The sequence below is a fragment of the Rhodoflexus sp. genome (assembly GCF_053489755.1).
On the sequence record NZ_JBRCHD010000034.1, the window covers coordinates 1 to 19,614 of the forward strand.

General features: G+C 48.6%; 16 protein-coding genes. 8 read left to right on the plus strand and 8 right to left on the minus strand.

All coding sequences use genetic code 11. From position 1 onward, the window contains the following. Positions 1 to 302 precede the first annotated feature (302 nt). Positions 303 to 1,313 carry an IS110 family transposase gene (locus ACWIP2_RS07295; protein ID WP_448519257.1) on the plus strand — a complete coding sequence of 337 codons (1,011 nt, stop codon included), beginning with the start codon at positions 303 to 305 and terminating at the stop codon, positions 1,311 to 1,313. A 117-nt stretch (positions 1,314 to 1,430) separates the two neighbouring features. Here the strand turns inward: ACWIP2_RS07295 and mnmA are convergent, their stop codons facing one another. From mnmA to ACWIP2_RS07310, 3 genes are all read right to left on the minus strand, one after another. Beyond that, positions 1,431 to 2,546: a tRNA 2-thiouridine(34) synthase MnmA gene (gene mnmA / locus ACWIP2_RS07300; protein WP_448519258.1), complete on the minus strand. Its 1,116-nt coding sequence runs from the start codon at positions 2,544 to 2,546 to the stop codon at positions 1,431 to 1,433. A 206-nt stretch (positions 2,547 to 2,752) separates the two neighbouring features. After that, positions 2,753 to 3,448, minus strand: coding sequence for a response regulator transcription factor (locus ACWIP2_RS07305; RefSeq protein ID WP_448519259.1), 696 nt, complete (start codon positions 3,446 to 3,448; stop codon positions 2,753 to 2,755). Then, positions 3,429 to 4,922 carry a sensor histidine kinase gene (locus ACWIP2_RS07310; protein WP_448519260.1) on the minus strand — a complete coding sequence of 498 codons (1,494 nt, stop codon included), beginning with the start codon at positions 4,920 to 4,922 and terminating at the stop codon, positions 3,429 to 3,431. The genes ACWIP2_RS07305 and ACWIP2_RS07310 overlap by 20 nt, the downstream gene beginning before the upstream one ends. Positions 4,923 to 5,074: 152 nt before the next feature. Here ACWIP2_RS07310 and ACWIP2_RS07315 point away from each other — a divergent pair, with 152 nt between their 5' ends. Beyond that, complete coding sequence (locus ACWIP2_RS07315) at positions 5,075 to 5,818, plus strand: GLPGLI family protein (RefSeq protein WP_448519261.1); 744 nt, start codon at positions 5,075 to 5,077, stop codon at positions 5,816 to 5,818. A gap of 187 nt (positions 5,819 to 6,005) precedes the next feature. Here ACWIP2_RS07315 and rsmA read toward each other — a convergent pair whose 3' ends face one another. Further along, the gene (rsmA, locus tag ACWIP2_RS07320; RefSeq protein WP_448519262.1) at positions 6,006 to 6,800 is read right to left on the minus strand and encodes a 16S rRNA (adenine(1518)-N(6)/adenine(1519)-N(6))-dimethyltransferase RsmA; all 795 of its coding nucleotides are present in this window, start codon (positions 6,798 to 6,800) and stop codon (positions 6,006 to 6,008) included. Between the two features lie 69 nt (positions 6,801 to 6,869). On the opposite strand from rsmA, the gene ACWIP2_RS07325 reads away from it, so the two are divergent. The 4 genes from ACWIP2_RS07325 (at position 6,870) to ACWIP2_RS07340 (ending at position 12,165) form a co-directional block, all read left to right on the plus strand. After that, complete coding sequence (locus ACWIP2_RS07325) at positions 6,870 to 7,877, plus strand: cytochrome-c peroxidase (RefSeq protein WP_448519263.1); 1,008 nt, start codon at positions 6,870 to 6,872, stop codon at positions 7,875 to 7,877. 61 nt (positions 7,878 to 7,938) lie between these two features. After that, positions 7,939 to 10,491, plus strand: coding sequence for a T9SS type A sorting domain-containing protein (locus tag ACWIP2_RS07330; RefSeq protein ID WP_448519264.1), 2,553 nt, complete (start codon positions 7,939 to 7,941; stop codon positions 10,489 to 10,491). Positions 10,492 to 10,500: 9 nt separating this feature from the next. Next, on the plus strand, positions 10,501 to 11,862 hold the full coding sequence (locus ACWIP2_RS07335; protein WP_448519265.1) for a lysophospholipid acyltransferase family protein: 1,362 nt from the start codon (positions 10,501 to 10,503) through the stop codon (positions 11,860 to 11,862). A gap of 45 nt (positions 11,863 to 11,907) precedes the next feature. Continuing rightward, entirely contained in the window at positions 11,908 to 12,165 is a 258-nt protein-coding gene (locus ACWIP2_RS07340; RefSeq protein ID WP_448519266.1) for a hypothetical protein, read from the plus strand. A 1-nt stretch (position 12,166) separates the two neighbouring features. Here ACWIP2_RS07340 and ACWIP2_RS07345 read toward each other — a convergent pair whose 3' ends face one another. Continuing rightward, the gene (locus ACWIP2_RS07345; protein ID WP_448519267.1) at positions 12,167 to 13,276 is read right to left on the minus strand and encodes a fatty acid desaturase family protein; all 1,110 of its coding nucleotides are present in this window, start codon (positions 13,274 to 13,276) and stop codon (positions 12,167 to 12,169) included. A 74-nt stretch (positions 13,277 to 13,350) separates the two neighbouring features. On the opposite strand from ACWIP2_RS07345, the gene ACWIP2_RS07350 reads away from it, so the two are divergent. Then, entirely contained in the window at positions 13,351 to 14,646 is a 1,296-nt protein-coding gene (locus ACWIP2_RS07350; RefSeq protein WP_448519268.1) for a DUF2851 family protein, read from the plus strand. Between the two features lie 320 nt (positions 14,647 to 14,966). Continuing rightward, positions 14,967 to 17,099 (plus strand): ComEC/Rec2 family competence protein, encoded by a 2,133-nt coding sequence (locus ACWIP2_RS07355; RefSeq protein ID WP_448519269.1) that lies wholly within the window; start codon positions 14,967 to 14,969, stop codon positions 17,097 to 17,099. A 25-nt stretch (positions 17,100 to 17,124) separates the two neighbouring features. On the opposite strand, the gene ACWIP2_RS07360 is transcribed toward ACWIP2_RS07355, so the two are convergent. From ACWIP2_RS07360 to ACWIP2_RS07370, 3 genes are all read right to left on the minus strand, one after another. After that, positions 17,125 to 18,330: an MFS transporter gene (locus ACWIP2_RS07360; protein WP_448519270.1), complete on the minus strand. Its 1,206-nt coding sequence runs from the start codon at positions 18,328 to 18,330 to the stop codon at positions 17,125 to 17,127. A 28-nt stretch (positions 18,331 to 18,358) separates the two neighbouring features. Beyond that, complete coding sequence (locus ACWIP2_RS07365; RefSeq protein WP_448519271.1) at positions 18,359 to 18,973, minus strand: PKD domain-containing protein; 615 nt, start codon at positions 18,971 to 18,973, stop codon at positions 18,359 to 18,361. A gap of 101 nt (positions 18,974 to 19,074) precedes the next feature. Then, entirely contained in the window at positions 19,075 to 19,542 is a 468-nt protein-coding gene (locus ACWIP2_RS07370) for a MarR family winged helix-turn-helix transcriptional regulator (protein ID WP_448519272.1), read from the minus strand. Positions 19,543 to 19,614: the final 72 nt, after the last annotated feature.

Genomic DNA, 19,614 nt, shown 5'->3' on the forward strand with positions numbered 1-19,614 from the left:
TCGTGTCTTTTAGATTTGCAAGTGTTAAGATACTAAGTGTTTGTTGGGTAAGAGTGAGTGGATATCTGGATTAACCAGTATTGGATTTTCCAAGGATTATTTGCTCTTTGCCAACTAACAGGATATGGAAGCTCATAGGCGACTTCTGTTCGTGTCTGGGGAATAAGCCCCTTGTGGGGAATGAATCCTATGAGCTTTTGATCCGAAAGGTTCAGCTAACATTTTGGGTTTTCAGGCTCCTTATTAAAGACTTGAACACTGCGGATCATTCCATGTTTCCTGTGTTTTAACTAGTAAAGACAATGGAAAATTACAGCTTTTTTATCGGAATTGATGTGAGTAAAGCAAGTTTAGATTTGACTTTACGTAATGCCGGTCAGGTTTTAGCCTATCAGAAGATTGCTAATGAGCGGGAAGGCATTGAACAATTGTTGCAGCATTGGCAGCAAGCCTATTCTTTTTCTTTCAGCCGGTGCTTGATTTGTCTTGAAAATACAGGCAGGTATATGCATACGTTACTGCACACACTTAGCCTGCAACAAGCCTGTATCTGGATAGAAAATGCAACCGTTATTAAACGTTCTTTAGGCTTACAACGGGGGAAAAACGACAAAGCTGATGCGCACCGGATTGCCGAGTATGCCTATCGGTATCAGGACAAAGTCGTTTTGTATCAGCCTGCCCCTGAAAGTCTGCAAAAATTACAATCCCTGCAAGCCAGCCGCACGCAGTTAGTTGCTACCCGCGTGCGTTTGCAGACTGATTTGCAAGAATCCCGTACCTGTGAAGCGGCAAGCCTTTATCAGTTGAAGGAGCAGCACTACCAGCCTGTCATAGCAGCGCTTAATGAGCAAATCAAAGCATTAGACAGGCAAATGGACGAGTTGATTGCTAATGATAACTCACTCTCCGCCTTACATCGGATTGTATGCTCTGTTCCCGGTGTAGGCAAAATAACATCTATTGCTTTACTGGTTGCCACACAGGGGTTTACCAAATTCAGTTCAGCAAAAAAACTGGCTTGCTATTGCGGCATAGTACCTTTTGAGCATAGTTCGGGTAGTAGTGTGCGAGGTAAAACGCGCTTGTCTCACTTTGCCAATAAATCGCTTAAATCATTGTTGCACCTCTGCGCGATGACTGCTATTCAACGAGAGGGTGAACTGAAAATATTTTATCAGAGAAAAGTAGCACAGGGCAAACAAAAAATGTCTGCCCTTAATGCAGTCAAAAATAAAATTATTCAAAGAATCATGGCGCTGGTCAGAGATGGCAGAACTTATGAAAAAAACTACATATTGACCCTTGCATAAGTCCTAACATTCCTCACGAACGATGGAAATATAAAAGCCCTTGCAGCGATTCAGATGTTGCAAGGGCTTTTTTAATTCTTTGCGTTTTTGGACTTGTGCGTCCGCTGCGGAAGAAAATCAAACAGCGGTTTCCTGCCTAAAGCTGGACTGAATCCAGCCGCCGCCGACTACATCCTCGCCTTCGTAGAATACGGCAGCCTGCCCAGGAGCAATAGCATATACAGGCTGATGGAACAGTACTTTCATGCGATCATCTTCCTGCATAATTTGTGCGGGCGCACCTGCCTTATCGTTATAGCGGATGCGGGTAACGGTTTCCAGCGGCTCGCTCAGCGATGGGTATTTCATCATGTTAAGCTGCCCTACCCACATGCCGTCGCGGGCGAGTTCTTTGTCCGTACCCAGCACCACCTGATTCGTCTCTTTCCTGATTTCGGTTACAAATACAGGATAGCCCAGCGTAATACCCAATCCTTTGCGCTGCCCGATGGTGTAGAACGGATAGCCTTGATGTTTACCGACAACAGTACCGTCTTCCATCACAAAATCGCCGCCGGCTACCTCCTGCTCCAGCGTAGGGACGCGTCTGCGCAGAAATCCGCGATAGTCATTGTCCGGAATGAAGCAAATTTCATAACTCTCAGGCTTATTCACCAACTCCATGAAGCCGCGTGAGGTTGCCATTTCATAAATCTCCGATTTGTGCAATTTGCCCAGCGGGAAAATCGTGCGGCTCAGGCTTTGCTGCGACACGCCCCAGAGGGCATAGCTTTGGTCTTTGGCATGGTCTAAGCCTTTGGAAACAATGAATCTGCCGTTTTCTTCGCGCACGTTGGCGTAATGCCCCGTTGCAATGAAGTCGCAGCCCAATTTATCGGCGCGGCGTAGCAGCGAGTCCCACTTAATGTGCGTATTGCACAATACACAAGGGTTCGGGGTGCGTCCCGCCAGATATTCACTCGTAAAGTGATCAATTACATAGTCGCCAAACTCCTCGCGAATATCTACGATATAGTGTGGAAAGCCCAGACTAACAGCTACATAGCGGGCATCGTTGATGGAATCCAAACTGCAACAGCCCGTTTCCTTCTTGCTACCGCCCGAAGAGGCATAATCCCACGTTTTCATGGTCATGCCTATCACCTCATATCCTTGCTCGTGCAGCAAAACCGCTGCCAGCGAACTGTCTATACCGCCGCTCATAGCGACTAATACTCTGCCTTTGGCGCTCATTATGTGTGTTAAGTACTTGTGCAAAATGTAACATACCCTTGAGGGTGTGTAAGTAATAGATTTTCATCAAGTAACCAACGCGCACCCTGAAGGGCGCGATACGTTTTAATTTGACTAATTACCTACTCCTGTATGGAAAAATAAGCGCAAAATTACGCTGCTTTTGTGATAAACACCTGTAGGGCGGGAAATGTTCACTTGGGGTACTACCCTACCAAAAAGTGATAGCCTACGTTTTTGATAGATAAAATCTGGATGGAAGAATCCTCTTTGAGCAGCCCGCGCAGTTTGGTAATGTACACATCCAGCGTGCGGGAGTTGAAAAACGAGTCGTCGTGCCATACGCGCATCAGGATGTCCTGCCTACTGATGATTTTATTCTGATTTTCGGCAAAAATGGACAGCAACTCCGACTCGCGGTGCGATAGTTTGCGCACCTCTTCACCGAGCCGCAACTCGTAGCGTTGTGGCAGAAAAGTGTAGCGCCCGATGCTAACCGTGCCGTCGTTGCGCATGACGGGCTTTTCCTGAGTCAATTGCAGCAGGTTCTGAATCCTGACGATGAGTTCCTCTAAACTAAAGGGTTTGCGAATGTAGTCATTGCCACCCGATTGAAAACCTAGTACGGCATCCTCTGCCTGCGTTTTAGCAGTGAGGAAAAGGATAGGAATTTTGGGTGCAAGCTGCCTGATTTCCTGCGCGACAGCATAGCCGTCTTTATGAGGCAGCATTACGTCTAATACACAAATGTGCGGCTGAAAACGCTCAAACTGTTCGCTTACCTGCTTGCCGTCCGGCAACATCAGCACCTGAAAGCCCCTACTCTCGAGGCTGTCTTTGACAATGCGTCCCAGAAACTGCTCATCTTCTACGTACAGAATTTTAAACAAGGCTGGATTCATGCGACTGAAGATTGACCGTTGCTACAATTTTTGGCAGGCGCACAGCGAATGTACTGCCCTGCATAGGTATGCTTTGCAAAGTAATATCCCCGCCATGACTTTTCACAACGTTGGCAACATAACTCAGCCCAAGTCCGTAGCCTTTGACATTGTGCACGTTGCCGGTAGGTACGCGAAAAAACTTATCAAAAATTTTCTTATGGTACTCCGCCGGAATACCAATACCATTATCGCTGACCTCCAGCACCACGTCTTGCTCTTTCTCTAAAAGGCGCACCTCTATCTGCGGATTTTCTGCACTGTACTTGAGCGCATTCTCCAACAGGTTGAACAGAATATTGGTCAGGTGCGTATCGTCGCCGCGTACCGTCCACCGGCTGCCGATGGTCTGTAAATTAACCTGTGCCTGAAAATGCTGAAACTGTGGACGCATGGCATTCATTACCTTGCGCACAAGCACGTCCAGATCTACGTTGGTATTTTCTAGCTGAATGCCTTTTTCTTCAAAAATGGCAATTTTCATAATCTGGTCGATCATCAGCGAAAGCCTGCGCAGTTCCATTTTGCAAATTTCCAGATACTCGCTCGTGAGCGTGGTATTTTGCAATACGTTGAAGTTGCTCAATGCCTCAATAGCAACGCTGACAGTAGCAACAGGCGTTTTGAGTTCGTGCGTTACATTGCCGATAAAATCATTTTTTAGTTCTGCCAGCCGCTCTTGCCTGCGTAGCGATTGGTACATCAGCCCAAAAGCTGCTACAGTAACCGAGGTAAGGAATAGTGAAAATAAAATCAGCGGCAGCATATGTTGCCAAACATTCCATATGAACCCTTGCATGCGGGCTTCGTAGCCTACGCCGGGCAGGATGAAAATCCGCTCGCGGAGAATGTGCGGACTCTGTGCTTCTGCCTCCCGCATCTTGCGCCACTCTTCCTCTGAGGGCGGGCTACTCAGTTGCAGCGACGCAATGGCAATACTGTCCACGCGGAGTTGTCGTTCAGCAATTTCGTGTCGCAGTCGCTTCATAATCAGGCTGCTGTCAATCCGAATACCTGCAGCCAGCAGCCCGATAGAATTAACGAAACGCATCCTGCGCGGAGAGAACTTGAGGTAATTTTTGCTCAAGGAGTCGCCTTTTGCGCTCAGCGATACGATGAACATGCTGTTGCGCAGCGAATCGGATTTTTCTGAATGAGTATTGACGATAACGCGCTGCGTTTGTGCCGACGAGGGGAGCAACAGTTGCGCAATAGAATCCCGGTTGATACCCAGCGAATCCATGAGCCGCATAGCCAGCGAATCCTGCACATGGCGAACGCTGCGCTCGAACATATTGCTTAACTCGCGCCGAACCCCCTGCCTTGCCTCGTTGAATGATTTGGTCAGCCACAGGAACTGTAAAACCATCAGCAAGACGAGGCTTGCAGCCATTAGTAAAACGGGTAACAAAGGTCGGGCAGCAGCTGGACGCATAGGCGCTTGAGATTTTCAACATCAAAGAAAAAAAACTTTTATCGCATTGCGCCTGTTTGTTAACCTTGATTAACATTACTTTCAGCCTGATTAACACTGCCTTACAAGCCCTTCGGCGTACATTTGCCTCGAGTTAATTTGTTTGAAATCGCATGAGAAAGAACCTTGCTTTAGCCTTTTTCTTCCTGTTGGCTCTGGCTGCACAAGCGCAGACAATGGAAGGAACTATTATTTACGAAATGAAAATAAATCTGCACCGAAACCTACCGCCCGAACGGGAGGCGATGAAAAGCATGATCCCCGAATTTATGACGCAGAAAATGCAACTTGCTTTCAATGCCAATGAGTCTATCTACAAGCCCGTAGAAGAGGACGATGAGGATATGCAGGCAGGCGGCGGTCGTGGCGGAGGCATGATGCGTTTCATGCGCAACATGGGATCTACCTATCTCAACTTTGAAACCTCCCAATGGCTGGAGCTGCGCGAGTTCATGAGCCGCAAGTTTCTCATTGAAGACACGCTCAAAGTCCGCGCATGGAAATTTGAAGACGAAGAAAAAGTCGTTAACGGCTATACCTGCAAAAAAGCGACGATGGAAGACGAGTTTATGAACCGCAAAGTGAACGTAGTGGCTTGGTATGCCGATCAGATGCTTGCCCCCGTTGGTCCGGATCGTTTCCACTCGCTGCCCGGCACTGTGTTAGAAGTCAATGTAGAAGACGAATTAGTTGTTTTCCGTCCCTTGAGCATCAGCACAAAAACACCTCCCAAAAACGAACTGAAAGCTCCTTCGGAAGGTAAAAAAGTAACCCGCGCCGAGTTCCAGAAGATCGTGGCAGAGCGCATGAAAGAAATGGGCGGACAGTGGAACGGACAGCGTCGCGGCAGTAATTAACCGCTTGCACAAAGTTTCTTTGGACACCAATCTTTTGCGGCTGTCCAAAAAGTAACATAGACTTTAGCTGTGATCGTTGAAATACTTGATAATCATACGACTACAGACTGAAGTCTGTGCTACATCTAGCCTTTTTAGACAGCCTCTTGTTTTACTCGTGTTTATATCCTCACAAACAACAGAAACCTTAACTCAAGGCCTTTGTCAGTTCGACAAACTCAGCTACTCCGAGTCGTTCGGCGCGTAAGTCGAGTACAGGCAAATGTGCCGAGCATTCGGGAATGCCAATTGGTTTGAGTGCATTGCGCAGCGTTTTGCGCCGCTGATTAAAAGCTGTTTTAACAACAGTAAAAAATCGCTTTTCATCGCAGCCAAGTTCTTGGGTAGCATTGCGGCGAAACGTAATCACCGCAGATTTTACCTTGGGCGGCGGCTGGAACACGTGTTCGTGGACGGTAAATTCATAGCGAATTTCATAAAATGCCTGCAAGAGTACGCTCAGGATGCCGTACTCCTTGCCGCCCGGTTGAGAGGCGACGCGTTCCGCTACTTCTTTCTGAATCATGCAAGCCATTTCGGGAATGAAGTGCCTGTTTTCCAGCATCTTGAAAAATATTTGCGAAGAAATATTATAGGGCAGGTTGCCAATGAGCGCAAGCGGTTCGCCTTGTGCAATTTCCTGCAAATTCATGGTCAGAAAGTCGGCATGGTGCAGTTGCTCAGCAGGCACATAGCCTGCTTTTTGCAGGTAAGCCACCGATTCACTGTCCACCTCAGCAAGGTGTAACTCCCTGTCTGTATTTTTTACCAAAAACTGTGTAAGGACACCCATACCCGGGCCTATTTCCAGCACCTTGCGGTAGCCGCCATGCCCCGAAAGCAACGCTGCAATGCGCTCTGCAATGTGCAAATCTTTGAGAAAATGCTGTCCTAAGTATTTTTTGGGCTTTACTTTTTCCATGATAGGCACAAAGGTACGCAAAGCGCGAACGCTTATGCCGCATTTTGAGTTGTAATACTAAAATGAAGAGAATCTTAGCCGCCAACCGATTTGGGACAAGCAGGTAAATATAGCCTTGTGGCGGCGGCGCTGCTTTGGCTGTGGGCTTGTATGCAGCCACAATCGCCGCGCCCCTATGTGTTCGATATGCCGCTGCCGCTGGGCGATACTGTGCCGCAGCCGCCGCATAATCGCGCGACAGTAGAAGGGGTTGCGCTGGGCAGGATGCTGTTTTTCGATAAGCGGCTTTCTGCCAACAATCAGCTTGCGTGTGCAGGTTGCCACCAGCCTCAGGTATCTTTTGCCGATACGGCTGCACTTACCTCGCGGGGTATGTCAGGCAATCGCTTGCTGCGCCACGCACAAACGCTCGTCAATCTGGCTTGGTCGGAACACTTGTTTTGGGACGGAGGTGTGCGCAACTTAGAATCGCTCAGTTTTGCACCACTGCGCCACCCCGACGAAATGGGAGCAGATCTGCGCGAGCTAACCGCCGAGTTGCAGGCAATCCCTGAATACCGCCGTGCTTTTCGGGCTGCTTTTGGGACAGATTCTATTACGGTTGCGCTCATCAGCCGCGCCCTTGCACAATACCAACGGACGCTGATCGCAGCAGACAGCCGCTACGATCGCTACCAACGCGGTATTATCCAACTAAGCAGCCTCGAATTGGAGGGGCTTGCCATTTTCGAGCGGCATTGCGCCCGTTGCCATACGCCGCCGCTGTTTACAGATGGTAAATTTCATCGGAACGGGTTGCCGCTGCCTTCGGAAATTGATAGTGCGGGACTATTGCTGGGTAGGCAGCGCATCACCTCGCAGACAGCCGATTTTGGCAGGTACAAAACCCCGACGCTGCGCAACGTACTGCTGACTGCACCCTATATGCACGACGGCAGCCTACCCGATCTGGAAGCGGTAATAGCGCACTATGCAAACCTGCCCGACTCGCTGGCAAGACAGCATCAACTACCTGATCATCACTTCCGAAGCATCAACCGACCCGCACTCATAGCCTTTTTGCAAACCTTGACCGACAGCAGCCTGACGATGCGATAGCACATTCCGGAAAATTTACTAACTTAACAATACAATATGTACTACCAAAACTGAAATTCCGATGCGCATCTTACTACAGTCTTTCATCGGCAAACTGCTGCTACTTTACCTAACAATCTGTACCCTGCATACCGCTCAGGCACAAAAAACGGTGCGTGAGCGGCTACAGGTCGAGTACAAAAAAGAGGGTTTGTCTATCATCTGCCCGCCGACCATCAGCCACATCCGCAAAAATATTCCTCCCCCCGAAGCCTATGAAAAGTGGGCGGCTGCCCGCAGAAGCGGCAGAACAGAGGGTACAGAAAACGCGCAATTCATTGTTCAATATCAAGGTTTTACGCAGGAGGCACAGGCTGCATTCCAACGGGCGGTAGATATATGGTCGTCGCTGATTTCCTCGCCTGTACCTATCCGCATTCGGGCGGTATGGGAACCTAACAGCCGCCCCAACGTATTGGGCAGCGCTACGAGCAACGGCTTTTTCCGCTCGCCTTTTTTACCGCGTTTTCCTGTTTGGTATCCCGTAGCGCTTGCTGAAAAGCTATTGGGTGAAGATTTGAACGGTCAGGATGCCGATATTATTGCCAATTTTAACAGCAATAACAATAACTGGTATTTTGGCACAGATGCCAATCCGCCTTCCGATAAGTGGGATTTGACAAGCGTTGCTTTGCATGAAATTGGACATGGTTTGGGTTTTGCAGGCAGTTTTCAGTTTGAAACAGGGCGTAACTTCGGGCGCTGGGGCGATAGCGGCTTTCCATTTATCTATGACGTTTTCATAGAAAATGCGCGCGGCGAGTCGCTGCTTGATACAACTATTTTCCGCAACAACTCGCTGGCGCTGGGGCGCGAACTGACCAGCGACGCAATCGTATTTCAGGGTGAACTGGTTCGCCGCGCCAATCTGGGCGTGCCTGCACCACTTTTTGCACCTTCTCCCTGGCAGCAGGGTTCAAGTATCTCACACTTAGACGACCGCACCTACGACGGTACTTCTAACCAGTTGATGATTTCTTCGATCGGCAATGGTGAGGCTTCGCACGATCCCGGACCGGTAGCGATGGCTATTTTCGACCAAATGGGCTGGCGAAATACGCGCATCATCCACGATCCGCAACCTAACACCGATATTATTGACCAGCCTTTCACGCTCCGCGCCCGCTTGGTGAGCGATACAGCGCTGAATTTCGCTGATTATGATCTGCGAATTGTGTATTCTTTAGACCGTTTTGCTACGCAGCAAACAGCGACTATGCGCCGCACATCGGGCGATTTGTACGAAGGACAGATCCCTGCACCCAATCGGGAGGTTACGATCAACTACTACCTGATTGCCGAAAATACGCGGCAGAATGTACAAATCCTCTGGCCGGCAGGTGTAGCGCCGCGCGTTACTTTTTCGTTCATCGTAACTACGGACAACGATCCGCCCATAATTTCACATACTCCTGTTTCTATCCTACCCGTCAATGCTACCTCTCTGATTATTTCTGCCAATATTACCGACAGGCTGGGCATAGATACAGCTTTTGTAGAGTACAGGCTTGATAATGAGCCAACTATAACGTTGGGTATGATACCCGTTGGCCCCGATAACTTTGCTACGTTGCTGCAATTTCCACAGGGGCGCATCGTAAGCGGTACGAACCTGAGCTACCGCATAGTAGCCCGCGACATCAGCAGTAGGCGCAATCAGGCAACAAACCCCGCTAATGGTTTCCACCAGGTGCGTGCAGAAGGATTGCTGCCTGTTCGCGAGAGTTATGCCAACGATTTTAACCAAGGCGGAGCAGAGGATTTCATCGGCGGCGACTTCAGGATAGAAACTCCCGCAGGTTTTGAAAATGGTGCGATCCATTCCGATCACCCCTACAAGGATGGTTCGGGAATTAACAACGAAAGCAATTATATTTACCAAATGCGATTCCCTATCCGCATCCGCGAACAAAACTCGACTATGCGTTTTGATGAAATCGTATTGGTTGAACCCGGCGAGCCGGGCTCGGTATTCGGGCAGTTTACGTTTTGGGATTATGTCATTGTGGAAGGTTCTGCCGATGGCGGACAAACCTGGCAGCGCCTGCTGAACGGCTACGACTCCCGCGAACGTCCTGAGTGGTTGAGCGCCTACACGCGTGGGCTATCGGCCAATAACCCTAACTCAACTACCATAGGGACAAAAGAACTGTTCCGCCCACGCAGCATCAATATTTTGCAGACTTTCCGCGCCGGACAGGAAGTAATTTTTCGCTTTCGTTTGTTTGCCGATGAATCGGCAAATGGCTGGGGCTGGGCGATTGATAACCTCCAAATTCAAACCGATGCAGTAGGTATCGAAGAGTTTCTGGCCAGCCGCGAAGATGTACGGGTATTTCCAAATCCTTCGGCAGATGGTAAAATCACTGTATTCGGGTCTTTCCTCAAACGCGCTGAAAATGTACAGATCCACGTAACAGACCTGCTGGGGCGCGAACTGCTCACCGACTCGGTACGTATGGACAACTTGCGGCTACTACACGAAATTGACTTGGGCAACTGTGCAGCCGGTATCTATTTAGTAACGCTCGATATTGACGGAAACAAATTGACAAAGCGTATATTGGTCAAATAGTTGCCATATATGCTGCTCTATCAGTTCCTGCGTTTCATATTTCTGATTGCCCTTCGCGCCTTTTTTGGACGTATCAGCCTCAGCGGGCTGGAGAACGTGCCTAAAAAAGGCGCGCTAATTATTGCTGCCAACCATCCCAGCACATTTTTAGACCCTATCGTTGCAGCGGTTTGGCTGCGCCGTCCGGTTTATTTTCTGGCAAATGGCGGAGTTTTTACTTCACCCTTTGTCAAGTGGTTGTTCCGGCAACTGTTTATGATCCCGATCTACAGGCAGCAAGACAGTTCGGAGGCATCCCAAAAGAATGAGCAGACCTTTGCTGCCTGCTTCGAGCTGCTGGCCGAAGGCGGGGCGCTGATGATTTTCCCCGAAGGCATCAGCGAAGACCGCCGCGAACTGCGCCCCCTGAAAACAGGTACAGCCCGCATTGCATTGGGTGCGCTGGCACATCTGCCACCCGACCAAGACGTGCAGATTGTTTGCGCAGGCATCAACTACACCAATCCGCGCCGCTTTCAGAGTTTGCTCAAACTTGGCTATGCCCAACCGATTTCCGCCCGTGCATTTGCCGATCATCCGGATGGCGTACATACGCTCACACAAGAAATGGCTAATCGGCTGCGCCCGATGCTCGTCATCACCCCCGATAAAGCCACCGACCAACTCACGCGGCAAATTGAGGAAATCTACGGACATCAACTTAAAAAAGAACTTGCTTTAGATCTGCCGCATACCGATTCGGTATTTGTAGTAGCGCAAGAAATTGCGGACGGTGTGGCCTTCTATTCGAAAGAAAATACAGAAGGATTCAAAGAATTTCGGCAACTACTGACCGAACACCTGACAGTTCTGCGGCAGAACGGCATCTCAGCGCGCGTTTTGACGGCTGTTCCGGAGCAGCAAAACTCTGAAAAAACAAGCGAGGTGATTCGTATTAGATGGCAGGAGTGGCTGGCTGTTATAGCAGGTTTTCCACTCTATCTGTACAGCGAGTTGCACAACTACATCCCCTATCGGCTGCCGGGTCGGCTGGCAATTTTACTCACGAGGGAAACCGTCTATCGCGCCCCTATCAATCTAACGCTTGGAATCTTCACTTTTGGCATATGCTACCCGCTGTACGGCTGGCTTTTTGTGAACCTAATCAGCGATTTGTGGTGGCATCTGCTGTTATACCTACTCAGTTTGCCTGCTTCGGGCTACTACGCATTTCGGTACTACCGGTTTGCACGTATCCTCAAACAAAAGCAGCGCATCAACCGACTCGCAAAGCGCAATCCCGATCTATTTCACACATTGATAACCAACCATCGGCACCTGACAGGTCTGATTAAAGGCTTTGCCAAGACAAGAAAACAAGCACAACTATGAAAATTCGCCTGCTTTTACTTTTTTATTTGGCTGCTTTACAGGCAGTTGCACAACATACGCTTTCTGCCGACTGATACGGAAAGCGGACAGGAAATATGGAAGTTATCGCGTGTGTGTCTGGACAGGGGCAGTGGTATTTTGCACTATGAAATGTTTTCAGAGAAAACCGATCCCATCAGAATCAGCGAAGGAAACAAACATCAGGGAGCCGAAATACCGACTGTAAACAGTTACGGGATTTATAGCCTGATGCGCGAGCATTGGCGAAAACCCCGTAAAGTATTGGAGAAATGGATTATCTAAATTAAGCCATCACAAGCTTGTCTTTGGCTTCCCACTCTTCTATGCCAAACTTGCGCAACATGCGGTAGTGCGATTGCAACGCGGAAAAGAATGTTTCATTTTCTATGTAAGGCAAATCAAATTCTTTGGCTGTTTGCTGTACGATTGGCGCAATAGCGGCGTAGTGTACATGGCAAATTTTCGGGAATAAATGGTGTTCTATCTGCATGTTCAATCCGCCACAAAGGAAGTTAGCGATGCGGCTGTTGCGGGCAAAGTTGGCAGTCGTACGCATTTGGTGCGCCGCCCATGATTCTTCCATGTTGCCGTTCTCATCTGGTAACGGGAAGTCTGTGCCTTCTACTACGTGCGCCAGTTGGAATACTAAGCCTAATACCAAACCTTGTGAAATATGCATCACCATAAAACCTGCCAACCAACCGCCAAAACTGATAGGCATGATCCACAACGGTAAGGCAATAAATAGGAAGTAGTACACGCCTTTGTAGAAAAACAGATTGAAATATTCCATTTTCGGATGCCTGTTTTTATGGCTGCCAATCTTTTCTTGGAAGAATTTTTTAAAGTCCTTGCGGAAAACCCACGAAACAGAAGCCAATCCGTAAAGCAGAAAGGCGTATAAATGCTGATAACGCTGGATAGGAGTAAGTTTATCTTCCGGTGAAAGGCGAATCAGGCCCGGGGCTACCTCGATGTCCTCGTCGTGTCCCGCGATGTTTGTGTAGGTGTGATGTACGATGTTATGCGAGATACTCCACACGTAAGGATTTGCACCGATAATGTTAAATACAAGGCTAAGCGCTTTGTTTACGTACATATTGGAAGAATACGAGCCGTGAATGGCATCATGGCAGATATTGAAACCAATCAATGCACCGAAAACACCGATTGCTGCCGCTAAGAGCAGCATGACAGGAGTACTGAAATTCCCAAGAAGTAAGAGTAAATAAAAACCTGCAAAACCACCGAGAAATAGGACTGTTTTTAAAATCATTTCCGCGTTGGCGTGCTTGGAAATGTTGTTTTGGATAAAATAATTATCAACGCGCTTTCTGACAGTTGCAAAAAACGCTGACCGACCTTTGTCGGCAAACCGAACTTGTTGATACATTGTACTTGTTGTAGAATGATTGTAACTCTTAATAACTTGCAATTACAGAAATTTGTTCTGATTTATTGTCGTTTATGAATGAATTATTTCTTGCTTACCTCTGGCAATTTCAGTACTTCGATAAACGAAACCTGCAAACTGAAAGCGGTGAAACGCTAACTGTTGTGCACACAGGCACACGGAATAGCGATTCCGGGGCAGATTTTACCAATGCAGCCCTACAAATTGACGGTTTGCAATGGTTCGGACAGGTAGAGTTGCACATGAGAACTTCCGATTGGTTACGGCACGGTCATCAGCGCGATGCTGCTTATGAGGGTGTGATATTGCACGTGGTTTGGGAACATGATACTTCAGAACCTTTAGTGAGGGCAGATTGTTCCCCGATTCCTGTTTTGGCTTTGAAGTCCCGCACCGATCCGCTCCTATGGGAACGCTATGCACTCATGCTTGCACAGCCCGCAGAAGCAATTGCCTGCGCTTCGCAGATAGAAAAAGTACCGTCGCTAACCGTACTTGCGATGGCAGACCGTGCATTGGTACGCCGCCTGCACCGCAAAGCCGAGGAAGTGCTGGATTGGTTGCAACAAGTTCGCGGCGACTGGCAGCAAGTGGCTTATATGTTGCTGATGCGCAACATGGGCTTCAAAGTCAATGCCGCACCGATGCTGGAACTGGCGCGTTCGCTGCCCTACCATGTGCTGCGCAAACATCTGCACGAACCTTTGCAGACAGAGGCGCTGCTCTTGGGCATGAGTGGCTGGTTATCAAAGGCTTATGAGGATAGTTACTTGCAAAAATTGCAGGCAGAATTTCGCTATTTACAACATAAATACGACCTGAGCGATAAAACAGGCACCAAAAGTGCGTGGAAAATTGCCCGCATGCGCCCTGCGAACTTCCCTGTACGGCGTTTGGCGCAGGCTGCTGCTATCCTCTGCCAACTACCCGACTTATTTACGGTTTTCCTTGAAACAAAGCAAATCAAGCCTTTGCAGGAATTACTTAACGCGCAGCCATCTGAGTATTGGCAGCGCCATTACCTACCTGAAAAACCTTCGGAACGAAAACTGGGAGGTTTGGGCGAAGATAGCGCCAATAGCCTGATAATCAACACGCTGTTTCCGCTGTTGGCAGCTTACGCACTACGCGAAGGCGGCGAAGAGGTGATGGAGCGGGCTTTGGAGCTGCTGGCGCAGCTGCCTGCCGAAAATAACGCCATTATCAGGCAGTGGAAAGAGTTGCCTCTGCCGCTGCAAACCGCCGCCGACACGCAGGCAGCCATAGAACTCTACAACGAATTTTGCAGCCGCCGCCAATGCTTGCAATGCAATATCGGGGCGTATTTGGTGCGCGGCGACGTTCGTTAGTCAGGCTATTTTAACGGTTCTTCAGCAGACTTCAGTTGCGGCAAATGAATGTGGAACTTGACAGCGATCAAACGGATAGTGATGACGGTAAGGATACTACCGATTGGGTGTTCATAAAAGAGTAAAGTTGGTAATTGCAAGATTCCCGCAATTCAGATGTGCTTTAAGCTATTGTACAGGTGAAAAGTTTGTAAAGAATGTCAAATAATATTTTTCACTTTTGCTTGTAATTTCAGCATTGTCTGCTTAAAATAGCGATAGCAACAAATTGCTGAAAAATCGGTTCGATTACTTCTTCGCTTCGCTCTCGTTTTTGTGTGATGTTAACCAGTAAGTGGGAAACACTTCCTTTTGTACGGATTGTATTGCTTGTTGCGGCAGGAATTGTAACTGCCCGTTATTTACCCGTCGGCGCTGCTTATGCGGGGCTGTTTGTTGTAGCCGTAGCAACATATTTGTACTTGCAAGGGCAGGTGCTGCGCCGCCCGCGAGAGACACAAGTTCACTACGTTATTGCTGTGTCTTGTGTATATGCTGCCCTGTTTAGCTTTGGGGCGCTGCGCATGTGGCAGACCGAACCACGCGAACGTCTGAGTATTCACGCCTCAGATAGCCTTGTAACAGCCTACGAAGCAGTAATTATCTCGCGCGCCGACCGCAAAGCAAGCGGCAACAGCAGCCTGACAGCCGAAATACTGCGCGTACACACTCCCAAAGGATGGCTGCCTGCCGATGCGAAGGTACAACTTTCGCTGCGGGCTGACAGCCTGCAACACGCGGCGCTCACCTACGGCAGCCGCCTGCTGATTCGCGGTCAGCCACAGGTAATCCAGCCACCCAAAAACCCCGATGCTTTTGATTACAGGCAACTGATGCGCAACAAAGGCATTGTCTATCAGCATTTTGTAAGTGCAAAAAACTGGCAGCTGATAGTTGCAGACTCCGGTTTTTCTTTGCACAGGACAGCTTTACAACTGCAAAAATGGGCAGATCGCACTTTAGAACGCGCCATTGACAGTCCGATGGAGGCAGGGCTGGCTTCGGCGCTCATCGTTGGGCTGAAGGACGAACTGGACGACACCTTGCTACGCGCCTACTCAGCGACGGGCATTATGCACGTGCTGGCCGTTTCGGGGCTTCACGTTGGCATCTTGTTTACTATTCTGAGTTTTTTGTTGTATCCGCTCAAAAATCACGAACGAGGCCGATGGCTTTTCGTTGCGATTGTATTGCTTGTATTGTGGGCATATGCGCTCGTTACAGGGCTTTCGCCTTCGGTCATGCGGGCGGCACTGATGTTTTCGCTGTTCAATGTGGCACAGCTATTCCACAAACGCGGTTCCTCGTTCAATACGCTGGCGCTGTCGGCCGTCATCCTGCTTTCCTACAATCCGCTGATGCTTTTTCAGGTTGGCTTTCAGCTTTCCTACACTGCAGTAGCGGGGATTATGTACTTCTATCCGCGATTCTACAGATGCTGGAAAGCGCCGGCTTCGCCATTGAACTTTGCAGACAGAACATGGTCGGTGATTTGTGTCTCAACAGCGGCGCAATTGGCAACCTTTCCTCTGGGAATGTATTACTTTCATCAGTTTCCGAACTATTTCCTTTTGGCGAATCTGTTTGCTATTCCGCTGGCTTTCTGCATGTTAAGCTGGGGGATTCTGATATTGATTTTTTCATGGCAGCCCTTGCTGATTCAAGGTTTAGGCTGGGTAATGAAATGGTTGGTATGGCTGAACAACTATTTGGCTTTTCAGGTAGAGGCTTTGCCTTATTCGGCTGCTAAGGCGCTGTACATCAGCGCATGGGAGATGACGGGCATCTATGCAATCATAATAGCGTTAGCCGTATTTTTTGTGCTGAAACATCGCTTGCTGCTTGTCGCTGCGCTTCTGGCTGCTACCGCATTTGGAGCCTCCAAGCTATGGACTTGGCAAAGTCAGCGGCAGGAGCAGTTGCTGGCCGTGTTCTATACTGCCCGACAAAGCTCGATGCTATGGCTCAAGGGGCAGCAGGCAATTTTGCTGGCAGACAGTACGCTATTGGAGCAGCCGCAGCAGATCCGCTATACTTTTGCAGAATTTCTGGCCAGAAGAAGTATCAACTGGGAGCAAATTCCTGTCGTATTAGCCGATAGCGAAACAAGCCCGATAGCGGCACGAAAAGTGCAGGGAGGCATGTTGTACCGCAAAGGAGAGATGCAGGTATATCGTCTGGCAAAGCGTGTGCGCAAACCTGTGCTGCCGCCTTGCGACCTACTGCTCATTGCCAATAATGCGCTTTTCGACCTGAACGGGCTACCCGCCGATCAACTGCGCGAAGTCCGCTGCATTGTACTGGAAGGCAACAACAGTCCGGCGACGGTTCGGCGGATTAAGCAGCAAGCCATAGCATTGGGGCTGACCTGCCATGCCCTTGCAACTGATGGCGCTTTTGTATGGAAATATTAATGCTTTGCGCAAATGCGCGGAGCGCTTATCTGCGCCGCCTGCTTCTTTCTACAGGCAGGAGAAATGCAAATAGCCCTATTAAGGGCAGCACACAGCAAATCATAATCATGTTCTTGATACCGAGCCAGTCGCCGATAGCTCCCAGCCCGATAGCAGCTACAGCGCCAATACCAAACGTCAGCCCGAACATAGCTCCTGAAACCAACCCAACCCGCTCGGGTAGGAGTTCGAGGCAGTAAATCAGCGATACAGGAAAACCTGCCATTGCCGCATAGCCCGAAATGAAAAGAATCAGATAGGTTGACCAGCCTTCTGTAAAGGGCAGCAGAATAGCCGCAAATGCGCTGATAGTTACCGAAAGCCACATGACAGAGCGCAATCCTATGCGGTCGGCTAATGTTCCGCCGTGCAGCGTACCCAGCGCCAACGATATGAGAAAAACAAAAATGTAGGATTGTGCCTCTGCAAGCGAGTGCATCAGAACTTTGGTTTGAAAAAAAGTATAGAAGCCTACAATGCCAACTATGTAACAGCTACGGGCAAAGGTAATAAGCGCTATCAGTCCAAAAGCATAATAAATCAACTCTTGACGCTTTGCGTGTAGTTTATTTAGCGAAATCGGACGCACAAAAGTCGTTTCTTTCAGGTTGGCTTTGTACCAGCCTGCCAGATAGAATAAAATAAGCGTTGCAACACTCCCCACAATTACAAAAAGCCATGATCCCTTTTGCCCCAAAGGCGCAAAGATCACAATCGTCCATACAGGGGCCAGCGCCTGCCCTGCCTGTCCTAATACTTGGAATAAGGACTGCCCCATACCGCGCCGTTCTCCTGAAGCTATGATGACCAATCGCGAACCCTCCGGGTGAAATACAGACGACCCGACCCCAATCAGCATCACAGCCAAAACCAATTGGACAATATCTGTAGCTAAACCCATCCACAACATCCCTATTGTGCTGCAAAGCATTCCTAAAGGAAGCAGATAAGGTTTTGGGCGCTTGTCGGTGTAAAAACCGATCAACGGTTGTAAAAACGAGGCTACAATATTATTAGCAAAAGCAATCAACCCTAACTGACGATAACTGAGTTGCAACTCTGTTTCCAAAATAGGAAATATGGCAGGTATCACCGCCTGCATAGAGTCGTTTAAGAGATGGACCGTACTAATTGCGCCTAATATAGGCAGCGAATTAAAAGCCGGCAAAGGCTGTGTACGTATGGCTGTCACTTTGCCTTAGTTTAAAATGCTGTTAGGACTACCTCGTCCCAATAAAATTATAGGTTGCTAACAAATGATTGGCGTTATTTACGACTGTATAGTTCAAGGTCAATTGCCGACCGCTGCGGAGTCCCGTGCCGCGCATACGAACACCCGCAATGTCATTTTCTATGTTGAAACTATTATCGTCCACTATGATTGCATTGCGCGGTGGCGCATCGTTGATACCACTGAGACTAATATCTAAACCAAATACATTGAATTGCGCCCGCTGAATAATGCAGGTGCTATTGCCCGTACTGCGCTGCCCATTCGGTAAGATAACCGTTATGGTTCCCCTGTAAGTACCCACAATTGAGTCGCGGGGATCCAGTACGCGCACGGGAATAGACCCACCCGAAGTACCTTTCGGATTGCGCGCCACCAATGTAACCACCTGTGTACCGCTCCTATTGAAGATAAAACGGGGTTCCTTTTCATTGGAAACCAAATTCCCCTGCACATACCACTCAAACTCTGTCGCATTAACAGTTCGATTGACAAAAGTAACCGCTCTGCCTACTGTTGCAGGGTTTGGCTCCACAGAAAAATCAGCCAACGGACTGCCTTCTCTGGTACAGGAAACAGCCAGCAGAAAAACCAGAGATAACAAAAGCGGAATACGGTTTATAATCTTAGCATACATCGGGATCAGGCAAAAGAAATCAGTTCGTAAATGTAGTACAAGTCAATGAAATAGAAATCTTTCATCTGCTAACATCCTCTCAACCTGTCCAATAAAATATTGAGTTGTGTAGCTTCCTGTTCGGAAAGATTGGTAAAATGACTGTGCCATTCCTGCATTTTGGCATCAATTGCCTTCAACAAGGCAAGCCCTTCGTTGGTGATGGTAATATCTACTGCCCGACGGTTGAGCGGATTCTGTTCGCGTTTGACCAAGCCTTTTAGGCGCAGTTTTTCTACCAACCGGGCAGTGTTTGACATCCTGTCCAGCATGCGCGGCGTAATATCGCAAAGGCGGACAGTAGCAGGATATTGCCCGCGCAGAATACGAAGCACATTGAACTGTTGCGGAGAAATACCAAACGGCTTTAACATTGTCAGATCAATCGTATTGATCCAGCCTGCTGTAAACAAAATATTCAGCACAGCCTTATGATGCTCGCTGTCAAACTTACTTTGTTGTAATTCCTGTTCTATTCGCACCTTACAAAGGTACATCGGATTGATATGTTTACAAATATTGTTGATACAATATTTTGCCTGTGTAAGGTTCGCCCATGATTGACGCCA

Excerpts from the sequence above, each read along its gene's own strand:
- ACWIP2_RS07295 (WP_448519257.1), top strand. The coding sequence starts at position 303 with ATGGAAAATTACAGCTTTTTTATCGGAATTGATGTGAGTAAAGCAAGT.
- mnmA (WP_448519258.1), bottom strand. The coding sequence starts at position 2,546 with ATGAGCGCCAAAGGCAGAGTATTAGTCGCTATGAGCGGCGGTATAGAC.
- ACWIP2_RS07305 (WP_448519259.1), bottom strand. The coding sequence starts at position 3,448 with ATGAATCCAGCCTTGTTTAAAATTCTGTACGTAGAAGATGAGCAGTTT.
- ACWIP2_RS07310 (WP_448519260.1), bottom strand. The coding sequence starts at position 4,922 with ATGCGTCCAGCTGCTGCCCGACCTTTGTTACCCGTTTTACTAATGGCT.
- ACWIP2_RS07315 (WP_448519261.1), top strand. The coding sequence starts at position 5,075 with ATGAGAAAGAACCTTGCTTTAGCCTTTTTCTTCCTGTTGGCTCTGGCT.
- ACWIP2_RS07330 (WP_448519264.1), top strand. The coding sequence starts at position 7,939 with ATGCGCATCTTACTACAGTCTTTCATCGGCAAACTGCTGCTACTTTAC.
- ACWIP2_RS07335 (WP_448519265.1), top strand. The coding sequence starts at position 10,501 with ATGCTGCTCTATCAGTTCCTGCGTTTCATATTTCTGATTGCCCTTCGC.
- ACWIP2_RS07345 (WP_448519267.1), bottom strand. The coding sequence starts at position 13,276 with ATGTATCAACAAGTTCGGTTTGCCGACAAAGGTCGGTCAGCGTTTTTT.
- ACWIP2_RS07350 (WP_448519268.1), top strand. The coding sequence starts at position 13,351 with ATGAATGAATTATTTCTTGCTTACCTCTGGCAATTTCAGTACTTCGAT.
- ACWIP2_RS07355 (WP_448519269.1), top strand. The coding sequence starts at position 14,967 with ATGTTAACCAGTAAGTGGGAAACACTTCCTTTTGTACGGATTGTATTG.
- ACWIP2_RS07370 (WP_448519272.1), bottom strand. The coding sequence starts at position 19,542 with ATGTACCTTTGTAAGGTGCGAATAGAACAGGAATTACAACAAAGTAAG.